The following is a 16463-nucleotide window of genomic DNA, read 5'->3' on the forward strand; positions in this document are numbered from 1 at the left end:
TATGCGCATCACCTGTCCCTTCTGCGGCGAACGCGAACTCGGCGAGTTCACCTATCTCGGCGACGCTAAGCCGGTGCGACCGACGGCTGGCGCTTCGGAAGACGAGGTCTTCGACTACGTCTATCTGCGTGACAACATCGCCGGCGTGATGAGCGAGAACTGGTATCATGGCGGCGGTTGCCGGGCCTGGCTGAAGATCACCCGCAACACGCTGACGCATGAGATTTCGGCCATCGAACCGGCTGCAGGCGCAGGCGCCGCCAAGGTTGGCGCGTGATGGCCGGCGCACAGACAAACCGGCTGGACAGTGGCGGCCTCATCGACCGCTTGACACCGCTGAACTTCCGCTTCGACGGCAAGAGCTTTTCCGGCTTCCAGGGCGACACGCTGGCATCGGCGCTGGTTGCCAATGGCGTCAAGCTGGTCGGCCGCTCGTTCAAATACCATCGCCCGCGCGGCATACTGACCGCGGGCTCGGAAGAGCCCAACGCGCTGGTCGAACTGCGCACAGGTGCCCGGCGCGAGCCGAACACCAAGGCAACGACCGCGGAGCTCTACGAAGGGCTGGAAGCCGCCAGCCAGAACCGTTGGCCGTCGCTGCGCCACGATGTGATGTCGGTCAACCAGCTGTTCGCGCCGATCTTTGTTGCCGGCTTCTACTACAAGACCTTCATGTGGCCGGCGAAATTCTGGGAAGCGATCTACGAGCCGGCGATCCGTCGCGCCGCCGGCCTTGGCCGCGCCGCCGGTGTCGCCGATCCCGACCGTTACGACAAGGCCTGGGCACATTGCGATGTGCTGATCGCCGGCTCCGGTCCGGCCGGTCTGGCAGCGGCACTTGCTGCCGGCCGCTCCGGTGCTCGTGTCATCCTGTGCGAGGAAGATTTCACGCTTGGCGGCCGCCTGCTTTCGGATGGCGGTTCGATCGATGGCCTGCCGGCAGCCGAATGGCTGTCACGGACACTGGCTGAGCTGGCGGCAATGCCCGATGTCCGCATCATGACCCGCACGACGCTGTTCGGCGTCTATGACGGCGGCACCCATGGCGCGCTGGAGCGGGTCAACGACCACCTTCCCTCGCCGCCTGAGCACCAGGTACGCCAGCGGCTGTGGCGGATCGTGGCGAAGCGTTGCGTGGTCGCGGCCGGCGCTCTCGAGCGGCCGATCGTCTTCGCCGGCAACGACACGCCCGGCGTGATGATGGCGTCCGCGATGCGCACCTATGTCGCGCGTTATGCCGCTGTTCCGGCGAAGCGCATTGCACTGTTCACCAACAATGAGGATGGCTGGCGCACGGTCGAGACGGCGCTTGGCGCGGGGCTGCAGATCGCGGCGGTCATCGACGCGCGGCCGGACGTTTCGCCGGCACATCGCTCGCTGGCGTCCAGGAATGGCTTCACTGTGCTGCACGGCGCCGTCAGCGGCGTCGACGGTGGCAAGGATGGAGTGAGGAAAATCGCGGTGTCGCTCACCGGCGGCGCGCGCGCCGAAGTCGAGGCCGACGGGCTCGCCGTTTCGGGCGGCTGGAACCCTGCGGTCGGGCTGACCTCCTATCATCGCGGCCGGCCGAAATGGCGGGACGACATCGCCGCATTCGCGCCGGATGGCGCGCCTCCCGGCATGGTCGCCGCCGGTGCCGCCAACGGCGCCTTTGGCCTTGGCGCCTGCCTGGCCGAAGGGTTCGCCGCAGGTGCAGCGGCGGCGCGTGATGCCGGGCGTGACGGCAAGATCGGCTCTGCGCCACTCGCCGACGACGAGGCGTTCTCGCTCACACCGCTCTGGCACGTCGCCGGCAAGGGCAAGGCCTTCGTCGACTACCAGCACGATGTCACCGCCTCCGACATCGAACTGGCCCAGCGCGAAGGTTTTGAATCGGTCGAGCATCTGAAGCGCTACACGACGCTCGGCATGGCAACCGACCAGGGCAAGACGTCGAATGTCGCCGGGCTCGCCATCATGGCGGCGGTCACCGGCAAGTCCATCCCCGAGACCGGCACCACCATCTACCGGCCGCCTTACGTGCCCGTCGCCATCGGCGCCTTTGCCGGCCATCATCGCGACGAAACGTTCCATGCGACACGGCTGACGCCGTCGCATCACTGGGCCGCCGAACAAGGTGCGATCTTCGTCGACACCGGCCTATGGAAGCGCGCGCAATGGTATCCGCGCGCGGGTGAGAAGGACTGGCTGGAATCGGTGACCCGCGAGGTCAAGGCTGTGCGCGGCGGCGTTGGCTTCTGCGATGTCTCGACGCTTGGCAAGATCGACGTGCACGGCCCGGATGCCGGCGCCTTCCTCGATCGCGTCTACATCAACACCTTCTCCAATCTTGCCGTCGGCAAGGCGCGCTACGGGCTGATGCTGCGCGAGGACGGCATCGTCTATGATGACGGCACGACGTCGCGGCTGGCCGAGGACCACTATTTCCTGACCACCACCACGGCCAAGGCCGGGCTGGTGATGCAGCATCTCGAATTCTGCCGGCAGGTGCTGTTTCCAGAACTCGACGTGCAGTTGACCTCGGTCTCCGACCAGTGGGCGCAGTTTTCCATCGCCGGGCCGAAGACGCGCGATCTGCTGAAGGAAATCGTCGACCCGGCGGAGGACCTGTCCAACGAAGGTTTCCCGTTCATGGGCGCGCGCGAAGTGGCTTTGCGCGGCGGCATCAAGGCAAGGCTGTTCCGCATCTCCTTCTCCGGCGAAATGGCGTTCGAGATTTCAGTGCCGGCACGCTACGGCGAGGCGATGGCGCGCAATCTGATGCTGGCCGGCAAACCGTTCGGCGTCACGCCTTACGGCACCGAGGCGCTCGGCGTGATGCGCATCGAGAAGGGCCATATCGCCGGACCGGAATTGAGCGGCACAACGACGGCGGCCGATCTCGGCCTCGGCAAGATGATGTCGACCAAGAAGGACTTTATCGGCCGGGTCATGGCCGGCCGCGAGGCTCTGGTCGCGCCGGACCGGCAGGTCGTCGTCGGCATCAGGCCGACGGACAGAGCGCGCCGGCTGCGCTCCGGTGCGCACATCATCCCGAAAGGGCAGACACCTGGCCCCGGCAACGACCAAGGCTATATCACCTCGGTCTGCTTCTCGCCGACATCAGACCAGTGGATCGGGCTGGCGCTGGTCGAACGCGGCCGCGAACGCATCGGCGAGATCGTCCACGCGCATGACCCGATACGCGGCGAGGACTATGACGTCGAACTCTGCAATCCCGTCTTCTACGACCCGGATGGAGGGCGCCAGCGTGGCTGAGTTTTCCTGGGACGTCCGCAGCCCACTCGACCGCGCGCTTGTGTCGGGTGCTTATGGCGCGCGGGGTGATGCCGGCGTGTCGCTGACCGAGATCCGCAATTTCGACCTCGTCCAGGTGATGGCGCGGCGCGGCAAGGCGACGGAGCTTGCCAAGGCTGCCCTGGCTCGCTTCGGTGTCGTGGCTTCGGAAACGCCGAAGGCGGTCGGCACGGCGGATGCGACGTTGATCTGGTCGGGACCGGATCAGTTCTTTGTCCTGTCGAAGGGTGGAAAGCATGGGATAGCGGAGCTTGCGCTTTCCCTCGCCGGATCGGCGTCGCTGTCCGACCAGTCGCATGCGCGGGTGCTGATCAGCATCTCCGGCACCAAGGCACGGGCGATGCTGGCCAAGCTGTCGTCGATTGACCTGCACCCCGATGCGTTCGCTGTTGGCGCGGCGGCCGCGACCTCAATGGATCACACCAGCGTCACGCTGTGGCGGGGAAATGATCGAGATGGATTGGCCGTGTTCAACGTTCTGGTGTTTGCGACCTTCGCCGAAAGCCTATGGCACACGATGCTCGACTCGGCTGCGGAGTATGGTGTCGACATTAGCCACTCTGAGGAACTGACGTAGCGTTTGTGCGCCTCTTCCTTCTCCCCTTGTGGGCCTGTTGCGCAGTTACTGGGAGGAACGGCGGGGGAACAGGATCAGCGGGCTATTGCTGGTTCTTAGGGGTTGAGGTCTGGTTTCGATGTTTGAGGTGGCGGTTCGGCCTTGGCTGGCCGGATTGTGGACGCACCTATCCCGTGATGGCGGCCCATCGGCGCATGTTGAAAGCGATGGCCGCCATTGTCACCTGACCAGCAGCCTTGGCCAACCCGATGTAGCGGATCGTGGTCAGCTTCATGCGGTTCTTGAGCGTGGCGAAGGTGGTCTCCACCGCTGCTCGCCGTCTGGCGATCAGGCGATTGTAGTGCTTGAGCCGCGGCGGCAGCGCATGATGCTTGTTGGGGCGCCGTGCAATGCGCACCTTCTTGCCGGCCGCCATGAGCCGAGCACGGCGGGCATGGGTGTCATAGGCTGCGTCTGCCCATACCGTCTTCTCATCACCGCAGATCAAGTGATCAGCCACGACCGTGTCGTTGACGTTGGCCGGTGTCGTGATCACCGTGCGGATCAGGCCAGAGCCTTCATCCACCCCGACATGAGCCTTGTAGCCGAAGGTAAGGCCGCTCTTGCCTTGCGTGCTGTGACGCGGGCGTCCGTATCCTGCGACGGCCGCTCGGGTGTCGGCGGCGTCGAGACCGCATCAATCAGCGTGGCATCCAGCATCGTACCGCGCTTCAGGATCACGCCGGCCTTCTCCAACTGCCGGTCCAGTTCGCCAAACAGCTTCTCCATCAGCCCTTCGCTGACAAGCAGATTGCGAAAACGCGACAGCACCGTGTGGTCGGGGATTGTATCGTCCAGCCCCAGCCCAGCAAAGCGCCGGAACGACAGCCGATCGCCCAGCGCTTCCTCTAACTCGCGATCCGACAGTCCGTAGAGCGATTGCAGCAACAGTGCCTTGAACAACACCAGCGGCGGCCAGGCAGCTCGACCCGGTCCACCATCGCGCAGCGCATTAAGCAGCTTCTCGAACCGGTACCACTTCACCAGACCCGACAGACGGTCGAGTGGCGAAGAACCCCCCGTCAGCTTGTGGCCCAGAAAGGCCTCCGCCAAGCTCAACTGTCCAGTCTGCTTCACCGCCATCGCGATTCCTCCGAGCTCCCTCTCAGAGAATCACAACCAGCGAATTACGCAACAGGCCCACAAGGGGAGAAGGTGGATCGGCGCGTTAGCGCCGAGACGGATGAGGGGTGTTCCAGCGAGGTGAGACGTTGGCGTTCCCTGGAGCACCCCTCATCCGTCGCCTTCGGCGACACCTTCTCCCACAAGGGGAGAAGGGGAGCTTGTGCCACCTTCGCCTTGCCAAACGCAACCGCGCTGCTATTCTTGCTGCTAAAATAATTTCACACACAGGCAAACTTGTTTCTCGAACCGCAAGGCTGAGATGAGCCAGTCGCCCTACCCCACAGTCGCTGCCGGACCGCCCGGGCCGAGCCTCATCCTGAGGCCCGGCCAGATCGCGCTGCCGCCGGGCATGCAGCGTTATACGATCCAGGGCAATGGCGCGGTGCTGATCGAGGTCGAGGCGGGCGATACGATCACGGTGCGCAATGTCGAAGGCGGCCAGGCTTGCGAGTTGCTGGCCTGGGACGCCACAGGTGCCACCGATCCCGCCATCTTCGGCGAAAAATCCAACAGCAATGCCGCCGGCATCAAGGCGTTGCTTGCCGAGGGCGATGACAGTATCGGCGCGTTGCGGCGCGGCATTGCGCGCCGGCAGGTGGTGCTCGATCAGGCCAAGGCGGTGCGCGTGTTCGGCGGCGCCACGCCGGCCGGTACGGAACAAGCATTCACCGTTACGCGAGACGGCTGGATGGTCATCGCCGCGCCCGGCGGGCCGATGCTGGTCGACGGCCATGACACGGCAACGCCGCTCACCGTCATCGTGCGGCGCAAGACGATCCGCCTGAAAACAAAAACGCAGCTGGCCGATCCGCTCGCCGACCCGGTGCTCGACCTGCGCGTCCACTCGGCGACGGCGGAATCCTATTTCGTCAAGGCGGGCGACTATCTGCAGATCATCGACGTCGACGGGCGCCAGTGCACCGACTTCCAGTGCTTTTCGGCGCGCAAGCTCGACAAGGGCCTCGACCATCCGCTCGACGTGACCACGACGCGCACGCTGATGGGATCGAGCTATCCGATGCCGGGCCTGCATTCGAAATATTACGACCAGGACATGGAGCCGCTGGTCGAGGTGGTGCAGGACACATGCGGCCGGCATGACGCCTTCGCGCTCGCCTGTGCTGCCAAATATTACGACGACATCGGCTACCCCGGCCACACCAACTGCTCGGAGAATTTCAACGGTGCGCTGGCCGGCAAGGGCGTCAATCCGCGTGCCGGCTGGATGGCGATCAACTTCTTCTTCAACACGGCGATCGACGCACACGGCGTGATGGTCTCCGACGAGCCGTGGTCACGCGCCGGCGACTATGTGCTGCTCAGGGCGCTGACCGACATCGTCTGCGTCTCCTCCGCCTGCCCCGACGACACGACGCCGGCCAATGGCTGGAACCTGACCGACATCCATGTGCGGACCTATTCCGGCCAGCACAAATTCTCGCGAGCGATCGCCAGACGCATGACGCCCGATTCGGAACCGAAAATGACCCGCGAGACCTCCTTCCATTCGTCCTTCGCCAAGCACACCCGCAACTTCTCGGAGTACAGGGGCTATTGGCTGGCCAATTCCTTCGCCAGGGAAGGCGCCATCGCCGAATACTGGGCCTGCCGGCAGGACGCGGTGATCATGGACCTGTCGCCGCTCAGAAAATTCGAGGTCACCGGTCCGGATTCGGAAGCGCTGCTGCAATACACGCTGACTCGCGACGTGAAGAAACTCAGCGTCGGCCAGGTGGTCTATTCGGCCATGTGCTACGAGCATGGCGGAATGATCGACGACGGCACGCTGCTCAGGCTCGGAAAGGACAATTTCCGCTGGGTCGGCGGCGACGACCTGTCCGGCGAATGGCTGCGCGAGACGGCCAAGAAGCTCGGGCTCAACGTGCTGGTGCGCTCGTCGACCGACCAGATGCACAATGTCGCCGTGCAGGGGCCGAAGAGCCGCGACATCCTGCGAGAAGTGATCTGGACGTCGCCGCTGCAGCCGTCGATCGACGAGCTCGAATGGTTCCGCTTCGCCGTCGCCCGCATCGGCGGCGGCAACGGCATTCCGGTCGTGGTCTCGCGCACCGGCTATACCGGCGAGCTCGGTTACGAGATCTGGTGTCATCCGCGCGACGCCGAAAAGGTGTTCGACGCGATCTGGGACGCCGGCCAGCCGCATGGGCTGAAGCCGATGGGCCTGCAGGCGCTCGACATGGTGCGCATCGAAGCCGGGCTGATCTTCGCGGGCTATGAATTCTCCGACCAGACCGACCCGTTCGAGGCTGGCATCGGCTTCACCGTGCCGCTGAAGAGCAAGACCGACGATTTCATCGGCCGCGAGGCGCTGATCCGGCGCAAGGAGCACCCGCAGCACAAGCTCGTCGGCCTCGACATCGACAGCAATGTCGCGGTCGGCCATGGCGACTGCGTCCATGTCGGCCGTGCGCAGATCGGCGTGGTCACGTCGGGCATGCGTTCGCCAGTGCTCGGCAAGAACATCGCGCTGGCCAGGCTCGACGTCACCCATGCATCCCTCGGCACGGAGGTCGAGATCGGCAAGCTGGACGGGCATGCCAAGCGGCTGCCGGCGCGAGTCGTCGCCTTCGCCCATTACGATCCGCAGAAGACCAGACCGCGCTCCTGAGCGTTGCAACCCCTGCCTTCTCCCCTTGTGGGAGAAGGCAAGAGCATGTGCGCGCAAGCGTGATGTGCACGGCGTCACAAAACGCTTGACGTGAAAGCGCGCCGGATCAATCTTCACTGCTAAGAAAAAAATGCGACTGAGTGGAAACACGTCGGTCGAGATCATTGGCCGGGGAGCAAGCTTCGCAAAGCCGAGGCATCGCCGGCGGGGAACACTTACAAAAGGGGAAGTCACTGACATGAGCACCATAAGCACGGCCCTCGAGCAGCCTGCCGAAAGCAAGCTGCTCAGGCATATCGACTGGCGCGGCGCCTTCTGGGTGGCAAGCGGCGTTCCGGCCCTGGTCCTGTTTTCGATCGGCGGCATCGCCGGTACGACCGGGACGCTGGCCTTCCTGATCTGGACGGTGTCCATGATCATGGGCTTCCTGCAATCCTTCACTTATGCCGAAATCGCCGGCCTGTTTCCAAACAAGTCGGGCGGCGCCTCGATCTACGGCGCCACAGCCTGGCTGCGCTATTCCAAGTTCATCGCGCCGCTGTCGGTGTGGTGCAACTGGTTCGCCTGGTCGCCGGTGCTGTCGCTCGGCTGCTCGATCGCCGCCGCCTATATCCTCAACGCGCTGGCGCCGGTGCCGCTGTTCACCGAGACCTCGGCGGAAGTCGTCGCCTATATCGCGGCGCATGCCGGGACGGCGCCCACCGACGCGATTGCCGCCGTGACGACCGCCGCGACACCGGCCATCCGCAACTGGACGCTGTACAGCCACACGCTGGGTCCGGTCTCCTTCACGCTCAACGCGACCTTCTTCATCGGCGCGGTGCTGATGCTGATCATCTTCTCGATCCAGCATCGCGGCATCCTCGGCACGGCCAATGTGCAGAAATACATCGGCCTGCTGGTCATCATCCCGATGCTGATCGTCGGCGTCGTGCCGATCGTCACCGGGCAGATCAACTGGGCCAATTTCTCACCGCTGGTGCCGCTGGCCGCCGCCTATGCGCCCGAGCCGGGCGCCTGGAACATCGCCGGCTGGACGCTGGTGCTCGGCGGCATGTTCATTGCCGCCTGGTCGACCTACGGCTTTGAAACGGCCGTCTGCTACACATCCGAGTTCAAGAACCCGGGCACCGACACGTTCAAGGCCATCTTCTATTCCGGCCTGCTCTGCATGCTTCTGTTCATCCTGGTGCCCTTCACCTTTCAGGGCGTTCTCGGCCTGAACGGCATGCTGGCGACACCGATCGTCGACGGCTCCGGCGTTGCCGACGCTCTGGCAGGCATGGTCGGTGGGGGCGCACTGATCCACAGCCTGCTGGTGATGCTGATGATCCTGGCACTGGTGCTGTGCATCATGACGGCGATGGCCGGTTCCTCACGCACGCTCTATCAGGGTTCCGTGGATGGCTGGCTGCCGCGCTATCTCAGCCACGTCAACGAGCATGGCGCACCGACGCGGGCGATGTGGACCGATCTCGTCTTCAACCTGATCGTGCTGGCCATCGCTTCGGCCGACGCGACGAGCTTCTTCTTCATCCTCGCCGTGTCGAACTGCGGCTACATCATCTTCAACTTCCTCAACCTCAACGCCGGCTGGATCCACCGCATCGACAACGGCCACATCGCGCGGCCATGGAAGGCGCCGAGCTGGCTCTTGGGGATCGGGGCGATCTTCGCCTATGTCAACGCCATCTTCATGGGCGCCGGCGCCAAGGTGTGGAACCCGATGGCACTGTGGGCCGGGTTGATCACCGCGGCGCTGATCATCCCGGTGTTCTGCTTCCGCCACTACATCCAGGACAAGGGCAAGTTCCCCGACCACATGCTGGCCGATCTCGGCATGACGGGAGCGGACCTCTCGGTGAAGAAAGCGGGCATTCTGCCTTACCTGACGCTGGTTGCCGGCGTGGTGGTGATGCTGCTCGCCAACTGGCTGTTCGTCATCTGACGTAGCGACTTAAAAATGATCGGGCGCGCTTCGGCGCGCCCGACGTTTTTTGACCACCAGCCGGAGCCTCGCGTCAACCAGCCTTTCGGACCACTGCCTTCGGGTGTTCGAAGAACCGGTTGGGCGGCCGCTTCAGGCCGAGATTCTCGCGCAGCGTCGAGCCCTCATATTGCCGCCTGAAGATGCCGCGCCGCTGCAGCTCGGGCACCACCTTCTCGACGAAATCGTCGAGCCCGGCGGGCAGATAGGGAAACATGATGTTGAAGCCGTCCGATCCCTCGGTGACCAGCCATTCCTCCATCTCGTCGGCGATGGTTTGCGGCGTGCCGACGAAGGCGAGGCCGGAATAGCCGCCGAGCCTCTGGGCAAGCTGGCGGACCGTCAGGTTTTCGTTCCGGGCGAGCTCAATGACGCGCTCGCGGCTGCTCTTCGAGGCATTGGTCTCCGGTATTTCGGGCAAAGCGGCGTCGGGATCGAAGGCCGACGCGTCATGCCCAAGCGCGATCGACAGCGAGGCAATGCCGCTCTCGTAATAGACCAGGCTGTCGAGCTTCGCCCGCTTGGCCCGCGCCTCCTCGACGCTGTCGCCGACGATGACGAAGGCGCCAGGCAGGATCTTGATGTCTTCGCGCGAGCGGCCGAGTTTCTGGGCCCGACCCTTGACGTCGGCAAAGAAGCGTTGGCCAGCGGCGAGATCACCATGGGCGGCGAAAATCACCTCCGCCGTCTCGGCGGCCAGCTGCCGTCCTGCTTCCGACGCGCCGGCCTGGACGATCACCGGCCAGCCCTGCACCGGGCGGGCTATGTTGAGCGGACCCCGCACGGAGAGATGCTCGCCCTTGTGATCCAGCACATGCAGTTTGGCGGGATCGAAATAAAGTCCGCTTTCGGCGTCGCGGATGAAGGCGTCGTCGGCAAAACTATCCCACAGGCCAGTGACGACATCGTAGAATTCCCGCGCCCGGTGATAGCGCTCGTCATGCTCGACATGTTCGTCCAGTCCGAAATTGAGCGCTGCATCGGGATTGGACGTGGTGACGATGTTCCAACCGGCGCGACCGCCGCTGATATGGTCGAGCGAGGCGAAGCGGCGGGCGATGTGATAGGGCGCGTCGAAGGTCGTCGACGCTGTGGCGACCAGCCCGATGTGATCGGTGACGGCGGCCAGCGCCGACAGCAGCGTGAACGGCTCGAACGAGGTCACCGTGTGGCTGCGCCGCAGCGCCTCGATCGGCATGTTGAGCACCGCTAGGTGATCGGCCATGAAGAAAGCGTCGAACTTCGCCGCCTCCAGCGTCTGCGCGAAGCGTTTCAGATGCGCAAAGTTGAAGTTGGCGTCGGGATAGGCGCCTGGATAGCGCCAGGCGCCGGTGTGCAAGCTGACCGGGCGCATGAAGGCGCCGAGCCGCAATTGCTTTTTTTCTGCCATGGGAAGACACCCTGATGAGGACGAGCGTTGCCGCTCCATATAGCGCAGGATGGGACCGCTTTGCGGTCCTGGGAAGGAATTCTGTTTTGCAAAACCGGCACTGCGGAGCATTTTCATCGGCGTGACGGCTGGCCTGTCACGCCGCATCATCCGCCATCGCCGGCGGCGGATGATGCGATGTAACCGCTCTATTCCGCGGCCAGGGCCAGTTGCGGCCGCTCGGCGGCCAGTTCCGGTTCGGGCGCCTGCTCGCTGTTCACCACCTTCTTCGGCTCGCGGCCGAAGAACAGGGCGTAGCCGGCCGGCAGCACCAGGATGGTCAGCACGGTGGCGACCACGATGCCGCCCATCATCGCATAGGCGAGCGGCCCCCAGAACACAGCGCGCGAGATCGGGATCAGTGCCAGCACCGCCGTCATCGCCGTCAGCACGATCGGCCGGAAACGGCGCACGGCCGAGCCGATGATGGCCTCCGAGCGATCCATGCCTCTGGCGATGTCCTGGTCGATCTGGTCGACCAGGATGATCGAGTTGCGCATGATGATGCCGAGCAACGCGATGACGCCGAGAATGGCGACGAAGCCGAACGGTGCGCCGCTGATCAAAAGGGCGGCCGCAGCACCGATGATGCCGAGCGGACCGGTTGCCAGCACCAGCATCGCCTTGCCGAAGTTCTGCAGCTGGATCATCAACAGCACGACGATGATGGCCAGCATGATCGGCGCCTTGGCGGCGATGGACGCCTGGCTTTCGGCCGAATCCTCCGCACCGCCCTGGATCTCGATCTTGTAGCCGGGCGCCAGGCCATCGCGCAGGCCCTGGATGTCCTTGTACATCTTGGTGACGACGTCGTTGGACTGCACGCCATCAGGCAACGTTGCCCGCACGCTGATGGTCGGCAGGCGGTCGCGGCGCCACTCGATGCCTTGCTCCAGCACCGGCACCACCTTGGCCACCTGCGACAGCGGCACGAAGCCGCCGAAATCGGTCGGGATGTAGACCGAGTCGACCGAGGACAGCAGGCTGCGGCTGGCATCCGGCTCGCGGGCAACGATCGACACCGTCTCTTCGCCGTCGCGGAAGTTGTCGAGCGGCGCGCCGGACATGGTTGCCTGCAGCATCTGGCGGATACGCTGCGAGGTGACGCCGAGCGCACGGGCACGATCCTGGTCGATCACCAGCTTCATTGCCGGCACGGGTTCGAGCCAGTCGTCATGCACGGCGCCCAGCAGCGGATTCTGCTGGAACTTCGCCTTCACCTGGTCGGCGATGCGGCGTACTTCCTGGCGATCGGGACCCATGACGCGCATCTGCACCGGCCAGCCGGTCGGCGGCCCGAGGAACAGGCGATCGACCTTGGCGCGGATCGAGGGAAAGTCCTCGGCCAGAACCGTGCGCAGCTTGACGATCAGCCGTTCGCGCGCCGGTTCGTCATTGGCCATCACCAGCATCTGGGCAAAGTTCGGATTGGTGAGCTGCTGGTCGAGCGGCAAGAAGAAGCGAGGCGCGCCTTCGCCGATATAGGTGGCGATGAAGCGCTTGTCCTTGTCGTCCATCATCTTGGTTTCAAGCGCCTTGGCCTGCGTCTCGACCTCCTTGATGCTGGTGCCTTCCGGCAGCCACAGGTCGACCAGGATTTCCGGCCGCGACGATTGCGGGAAGAAGTTCTGCGGGATGAACTGGAATGCCCACAGGCTGGCGCCGAAAGTCACCAGAGTCATCACTAGCACGATGATGCGATGGCGCACCGCCCAGCCGACGGTCGAGCGCAGCCGACGATAGAAGCGCGTGTCGAAGGCATCGTGATGGGTGCCGGCATGCTTGCGCTGCTTGAGGATCATATGCCCAAGCCACGGCGTGAAATAGACCGCGACGAACCACGACACGATCAGCGCGATGCCGACGACATAGAACAGCGTGCGCACATATTCGCCGGCGGTGGAGGCTGCGAAGCCGACAGGGATGAAGCCGGCGGTGGTGATCAGCGTACCGGTCAGCATCGGGAAAGCGGTCGATGTGTAGGCGAAGCTTGCGGCCTCGATCTTGACCAGCCCCTCCTCCAGCTTGCGCTCCATCATCTCGACGACGATCATGGCGTCGTCGACGAGCAGGCCGAGCGCGATGATCAGGGCGCCTAGCGAAATGCGCTGCAGGTCGATGCCAAGCTCGTACATGATGGCGAAGGTCGCGGCCAGAACCAGCGGAATGGCGATGGCAATGACCAGGCCCGAACGCCAGCCGATCGACAGGAACGACACAACAAGCACGATCAGCAGCGCTTCACCGAGCGCATGCATGAATTCGGCCACTGCATCCGTAACGACGCCCGGCTGATCGGAAATCTGGTCGACCGACACGCCATAGGGCAGCGCCTCCTCGAAGCGCTTGTAGGTCGCCTCGACATCCTTGCCGACATCGGTGACCTTGAAACCCTTGGCCATGACGACGCCAAGCTGCACGCTGTCATGACCGTTGAAACGGTATTTGCGCTGGAAGGGATCTTCGAGCCCCGAGGTCACCGTGGCGATGTCGCCGAGACGGGTGACCTGGCCGCCGGCACGCAGGCGCAATTCCCTGATATCGGCGGCCTTGGTGACGTCGCCTTCGACCGAGATGCGCACCGAATTGACGCCGGTGTCGACGGAGCCGGCCGGATCGACATTGTTCTGGCCCTTGATGGCGTTCTGCAGGTCGGTCAGCGTCAGGCCGCGTTCGGCCAGCGCCTTGGACGAGACGTCGATATAGAGCTTTTCCGGCTGGTCGCCGATGATGACCGCCTTCTCCACGCCGGACGTGGTCAACAGCATGTCGCGCGCCTGGATGGCGAACTTCTTCAGCTCGGGATAGGAGAAGCCGTCACCGCTGATCGAATGCAGCGTGATGAAAGTGTCGCCGAATTCGTCGTTGAAATAGGGGCCGAGCAGGCCTTGCGGCAGGTCGCCGGAGATGTCCCGACCTTCTTGCGCACCTGATAGAAGGCGTCGGTCACTTCGGCTGCGTTGGTGTCGCCCTTGATCTGGACGGTGATGATGGCGCTGCCGGCGCGGGTGAACGAGCGCACGAAGTCGAGATGCGGTGTTTCCTGCAGCTTGCGCTCGATCTTGTTGACGACCTGGTCTTCCATCTCCTGGATCGAGGAGCCCGGCCAGATCGCCTGCACGACCATGACCCGGAAGGTGAAGTCGGGGTCTTCCTTCTGGCCCATGCGCATCAGGCCGAGCGCACCGGCGATGATGATGAGCCCGAACAGGAAGCGCGCGATGGAGGGATGGCCGATCGCCCAGCGTGATAGGTTGAAGGGCCGCTTTTCTTCAGTGGAGGTCGTCATCGGTGCTGGTCCACTTTGCTTGGTTGCCGGCGCCTGGTGCTTGGGAAAAGCGCGGCGCGCGAAACGAAATCATCTTTGATCTGGCTTCCGGGCGGCGAGGCCTTCCAAGTGGAGAGACACTCATCGCGGTGGGACGCTAGGATCGATGCGGGGTACATCGGGCCCTTGACGTCTCGACCTTCGGGGCGCTCGCCGCCCGGAAACCTGCGGCCGCGGGAACGCGCGGCCGACTATCTGTCGTCAGCGCAGCCGGCTGGCGTCTTCGCCCTCAGCGGAGGCAGACTGCTGCGCAACACCGCCGGCGAGCTTCACCTTCAGATTCTCGGTCATGAACTGCGTGCCGGCGGCGACCACGATATCGCCGGGCTTCAATCCTTCGGTGACACGCACGCCATCGGCGGCGAACTCGGCGACCTTGACCGGGCGGGCATGGACGGTGTCGGCGCCACGATCGACGGTCCAGACGATCGACTGGCTGTCTTGCTTCGCCAACGCGCTCAGCGGGATCGATACGAGTTGCTTTTCGTTGGCGGCCGAGGCCTCGATATTGGCGGTCATGCCGAGCAGCACGCGCGGGTCGTTGGGCAGGCTGACACGGACGGCAAAGGTACGCGACTGCGCATCGGCGCTGCCTGCGACCTCGCGGACCTTGCCGTCGAGCGTCAGCGTGCTGTCGGACCAGAAGCCGGCCTTGACCGACTTGCCCGGCTTGAACTCGGCGATCTCCATTTCCGGCACCGCGATCAGCACTTCCTTTTCGCCGTCGACCGCGACAGTGACCACTGGCGTGCCGGAGCCGACCACCTGGCCGACATCGGCGTTGACAGCCGTGACGATGCCGTCCTTGTCAGCCTTGAGGTCGGTATACCCGACCTGGTTCTTCGCCTGGTCGAGCGACGAGCGGGCGGAATCGCGCGTGGCGACTGCCTGGTCATAGGTCAGTGTCGCCTGTTCGAGCTGCGATTTTGGCGAAAAATTCTTGGCAAAAAGCTGCTCGGCGCGCTTGCGGGCAAGCTCCGTCGTCTCGACCTGCCGTTCGGCGGCATCGAGGGTGGCCCGCGCGCTCTTGACCGAAAGGTCGTAGTCGGTGGGATCGATGCGGGCGAGCACATCGCCCGGCGCCACGTGCTGGCCGATGTCGACCAGACGCTCGGTGATCTTGCCGTTGACCCGGAATGCCAGGGCGCTTTCGGTGCGGGCCCGCACCGAACCGGAATAGGAAAGCATGCGGGTGTCATGCGCCTGGGCGATCTCGACGACCTTGACCGGGCGGATGATATCCTTGACTTCGGCTTTTTCCTGGCTGCAGCCGGCCAGAGCGAGCGCCGCAACGATCAAGCCCGCGACCGGCATCCGGCGGACAATGGAATTGGACAAAGACATCGTGGTACTCCCGACTGGAGGCGGACTGGCAACACCGGCGAGCGGCGGCTATTTCAAGGCTCTGATGGCGTAGTCGATAAGTTCGTCGGGCATTGCCCGGTTGGTCTTGGCAAGGCACTGTGCCACCATTTGCGGGTGACAGAGGATGACGGTGGCGGCGCCGAAGCAGCGCGAGGCGACTTCGGGATCCTGCTGCCTGAACTCGCCGGTCTCGACACCCTCGCGGATCACCTCGGCGAACAGGTCGTGGATGCTGTTGACGTGCGCGTCGATGACGGCCCAGTCGCGCTCGAGCGCGACGATGACCATCTCATGGACCTTTTGCTCGTCGAGCATGGTCTCGAGCGTCATCTTGTACTGGGCGTGAATGTAGCGCCGCAGCCGCTCCTCCGCGCTGATCGGCAGATGCATGATCTCGTAAGCCATCTTGTAGCTGGCGCCGAGCATGCGGCCGCAGACCGCCTGGTGGATTTCGACCTTGGAGGCGAAGAAACGGTAGATGTTGGCCGGCGACATGCCGAGGTCTCGGGCAATGTCGGCAACATTGGTCTTGCCGTAGCCATAGTGCCGGAACAGACGCTCGGCGCAGTCGAGAATGCGCGTCACATTCTCCTGCCTGGCGGCATCGGCGACTATGGTGGCGGCTTCGGACATAGCTCTTTCGTTTGACAAGTGACGAATTTCAATTTTCGTCAGTCGTAAATTGAA

8 protein-coding genes and 2 pseudogenes are annotated in these 16463 nt (G+C 64.1%); 5 read left to right on the forward strand and 5 right to left on the reverse strand.

Going from position 1 to position 16463, the window contains the following annotated elements:
- Position 1: 1 nt before the first annotated feature.
- From AC0V8S_RS30965 to AC0V8S_RS30975, 3 genes are read left to right on the forward strand one after another with little or no spacing between them, the layout of a single operon-like run.
- On the forward strand, positions 2–277 hold the full coding sequence (locus AC0V8S_RS30965) for a sarcosine oxidase subunit delta (protein WP_183457233.1): 276 nt from the start codon (positions 2–4) through the stop codon (positions 275–277).
- Positions 277–3258: a sarcosine oxidase subunit alpha gene (locus tag AC0V8S_RS30970; protein ID WP_475435289.1), complete on the forward strand. Its 2982-nt coding sequence runs from the start codon at positions 277–279 to the stop codon at positions 3256–3258. Before AC0V8S_RS30965 ends, AC0V8S_RS30970 begins: the two co-directional genes overlap by 1 nt.
- Entirely contained in the window at positions 3251–3874 is a 624-nt protein-coding gene (locus AC0V8S_RS30975) for a sarcosine oxidase subunit gamma (RefSeq protein WP_183457228.1), read from the forward strand. The genes AC0V8S_RS30970 and AC0V8S_RS30975 overlap by 8 nt, the downstream gene beginning before the upstream one ends.
- Before the next feature lie 166 nt (positions 3875–4040).
- Here AC0V8S_RS30975 and AC0V8S_RS30980 read toward each other — a convergent pair.
- Positions 4041–4996 (reverse strand): annotated as a pseudogene (locus tag AC0V8S_RS30980) (IS5 family transposase).
- A 301-nt stretch (positions 4997–5297) separates the two neighbouring features.
- Between AC0V8S_RS30980 and AC0V8S_RS30985 the strand changes: the two are divergent.
- Positions 5298–7667: a DUF1989 domain-containing protein gene (locus AC0V8S_RS30985; RefSeq protein ID WP_475435292.1), complete on the forward strand. Its 2370-nt coding sequence runs from the start codon at positions 5298–5300 to the stop codon at positions 7665–7667.
- A gap of 238 nt (positions 7668–7905) precedes the next feature.
- Positions 7906–9615 (forward strand): APC family permease, encoded by a 1710-nt coding sequence (locus AC0V8S_RS30990; protein ID WP_183457224.1) that lies wholly within the window; start codon positions 7906–7908, stop codon positions 9613–9615.
- A gap of 73 nt (positions 9616–9688) precedes the next feature.
- On the opposite strand, the gene AC0V8S_RS30995 is transcribed toward AC0V8S_RS30990, so the two are convergent.
- The 4 genes and pseudogenes from AC0V8S_RS30995 to AC0V8S_RS31010 form a co-directional block, all read right to left on the reverse strand.
- Positions 9689–11044, reverse strand: coding sequence for an LLM class flavin-dependent oxidoreductase (locus AC0V8S_RS30995; RefSeq protein ID WP_475435294.1), 1356 nt, complete (start codon positions 11042–11044; stop codon positions 9689–9691).
- Positions 11045–11232: 188 nt separating this feature from the next.
- Positions 11233–14372, reverse strand: a pseudogene (locus tag AC0V8S_RS31000) (efflux RND transporter permease subunit).
- Between the two features lie 240 nt (positions 14373–14612).
- Complete coding sequence (locus AC0V8S_RS31005; RefSeq protein ID WP_183457218.1) at positions 14613–15755, reverse strand: efflux RND transporter periplasmic adaptor subunit; 1143 nt, start codon at positions 15753–15755, stop codon at positions 14613–14615.
- Between the two features lie 48 nt (positions 15756–15803).
- Positions 15804–16409: a TetR/AcrR family transcriptional regulator gene (locus AC0V8S_RS31010; protein WP_183457216.1), complete on the reverse strand. Its 606-nt coding sequence runs from the start codon at positions 16407–16409 to the stop codon at positions 15804–15806.
- Positions 16410–16463: the final 54 nt, after the last annotated feature.

Source organism: Mesorhizobium oxytropidicola (assembly GCF_056174625.1).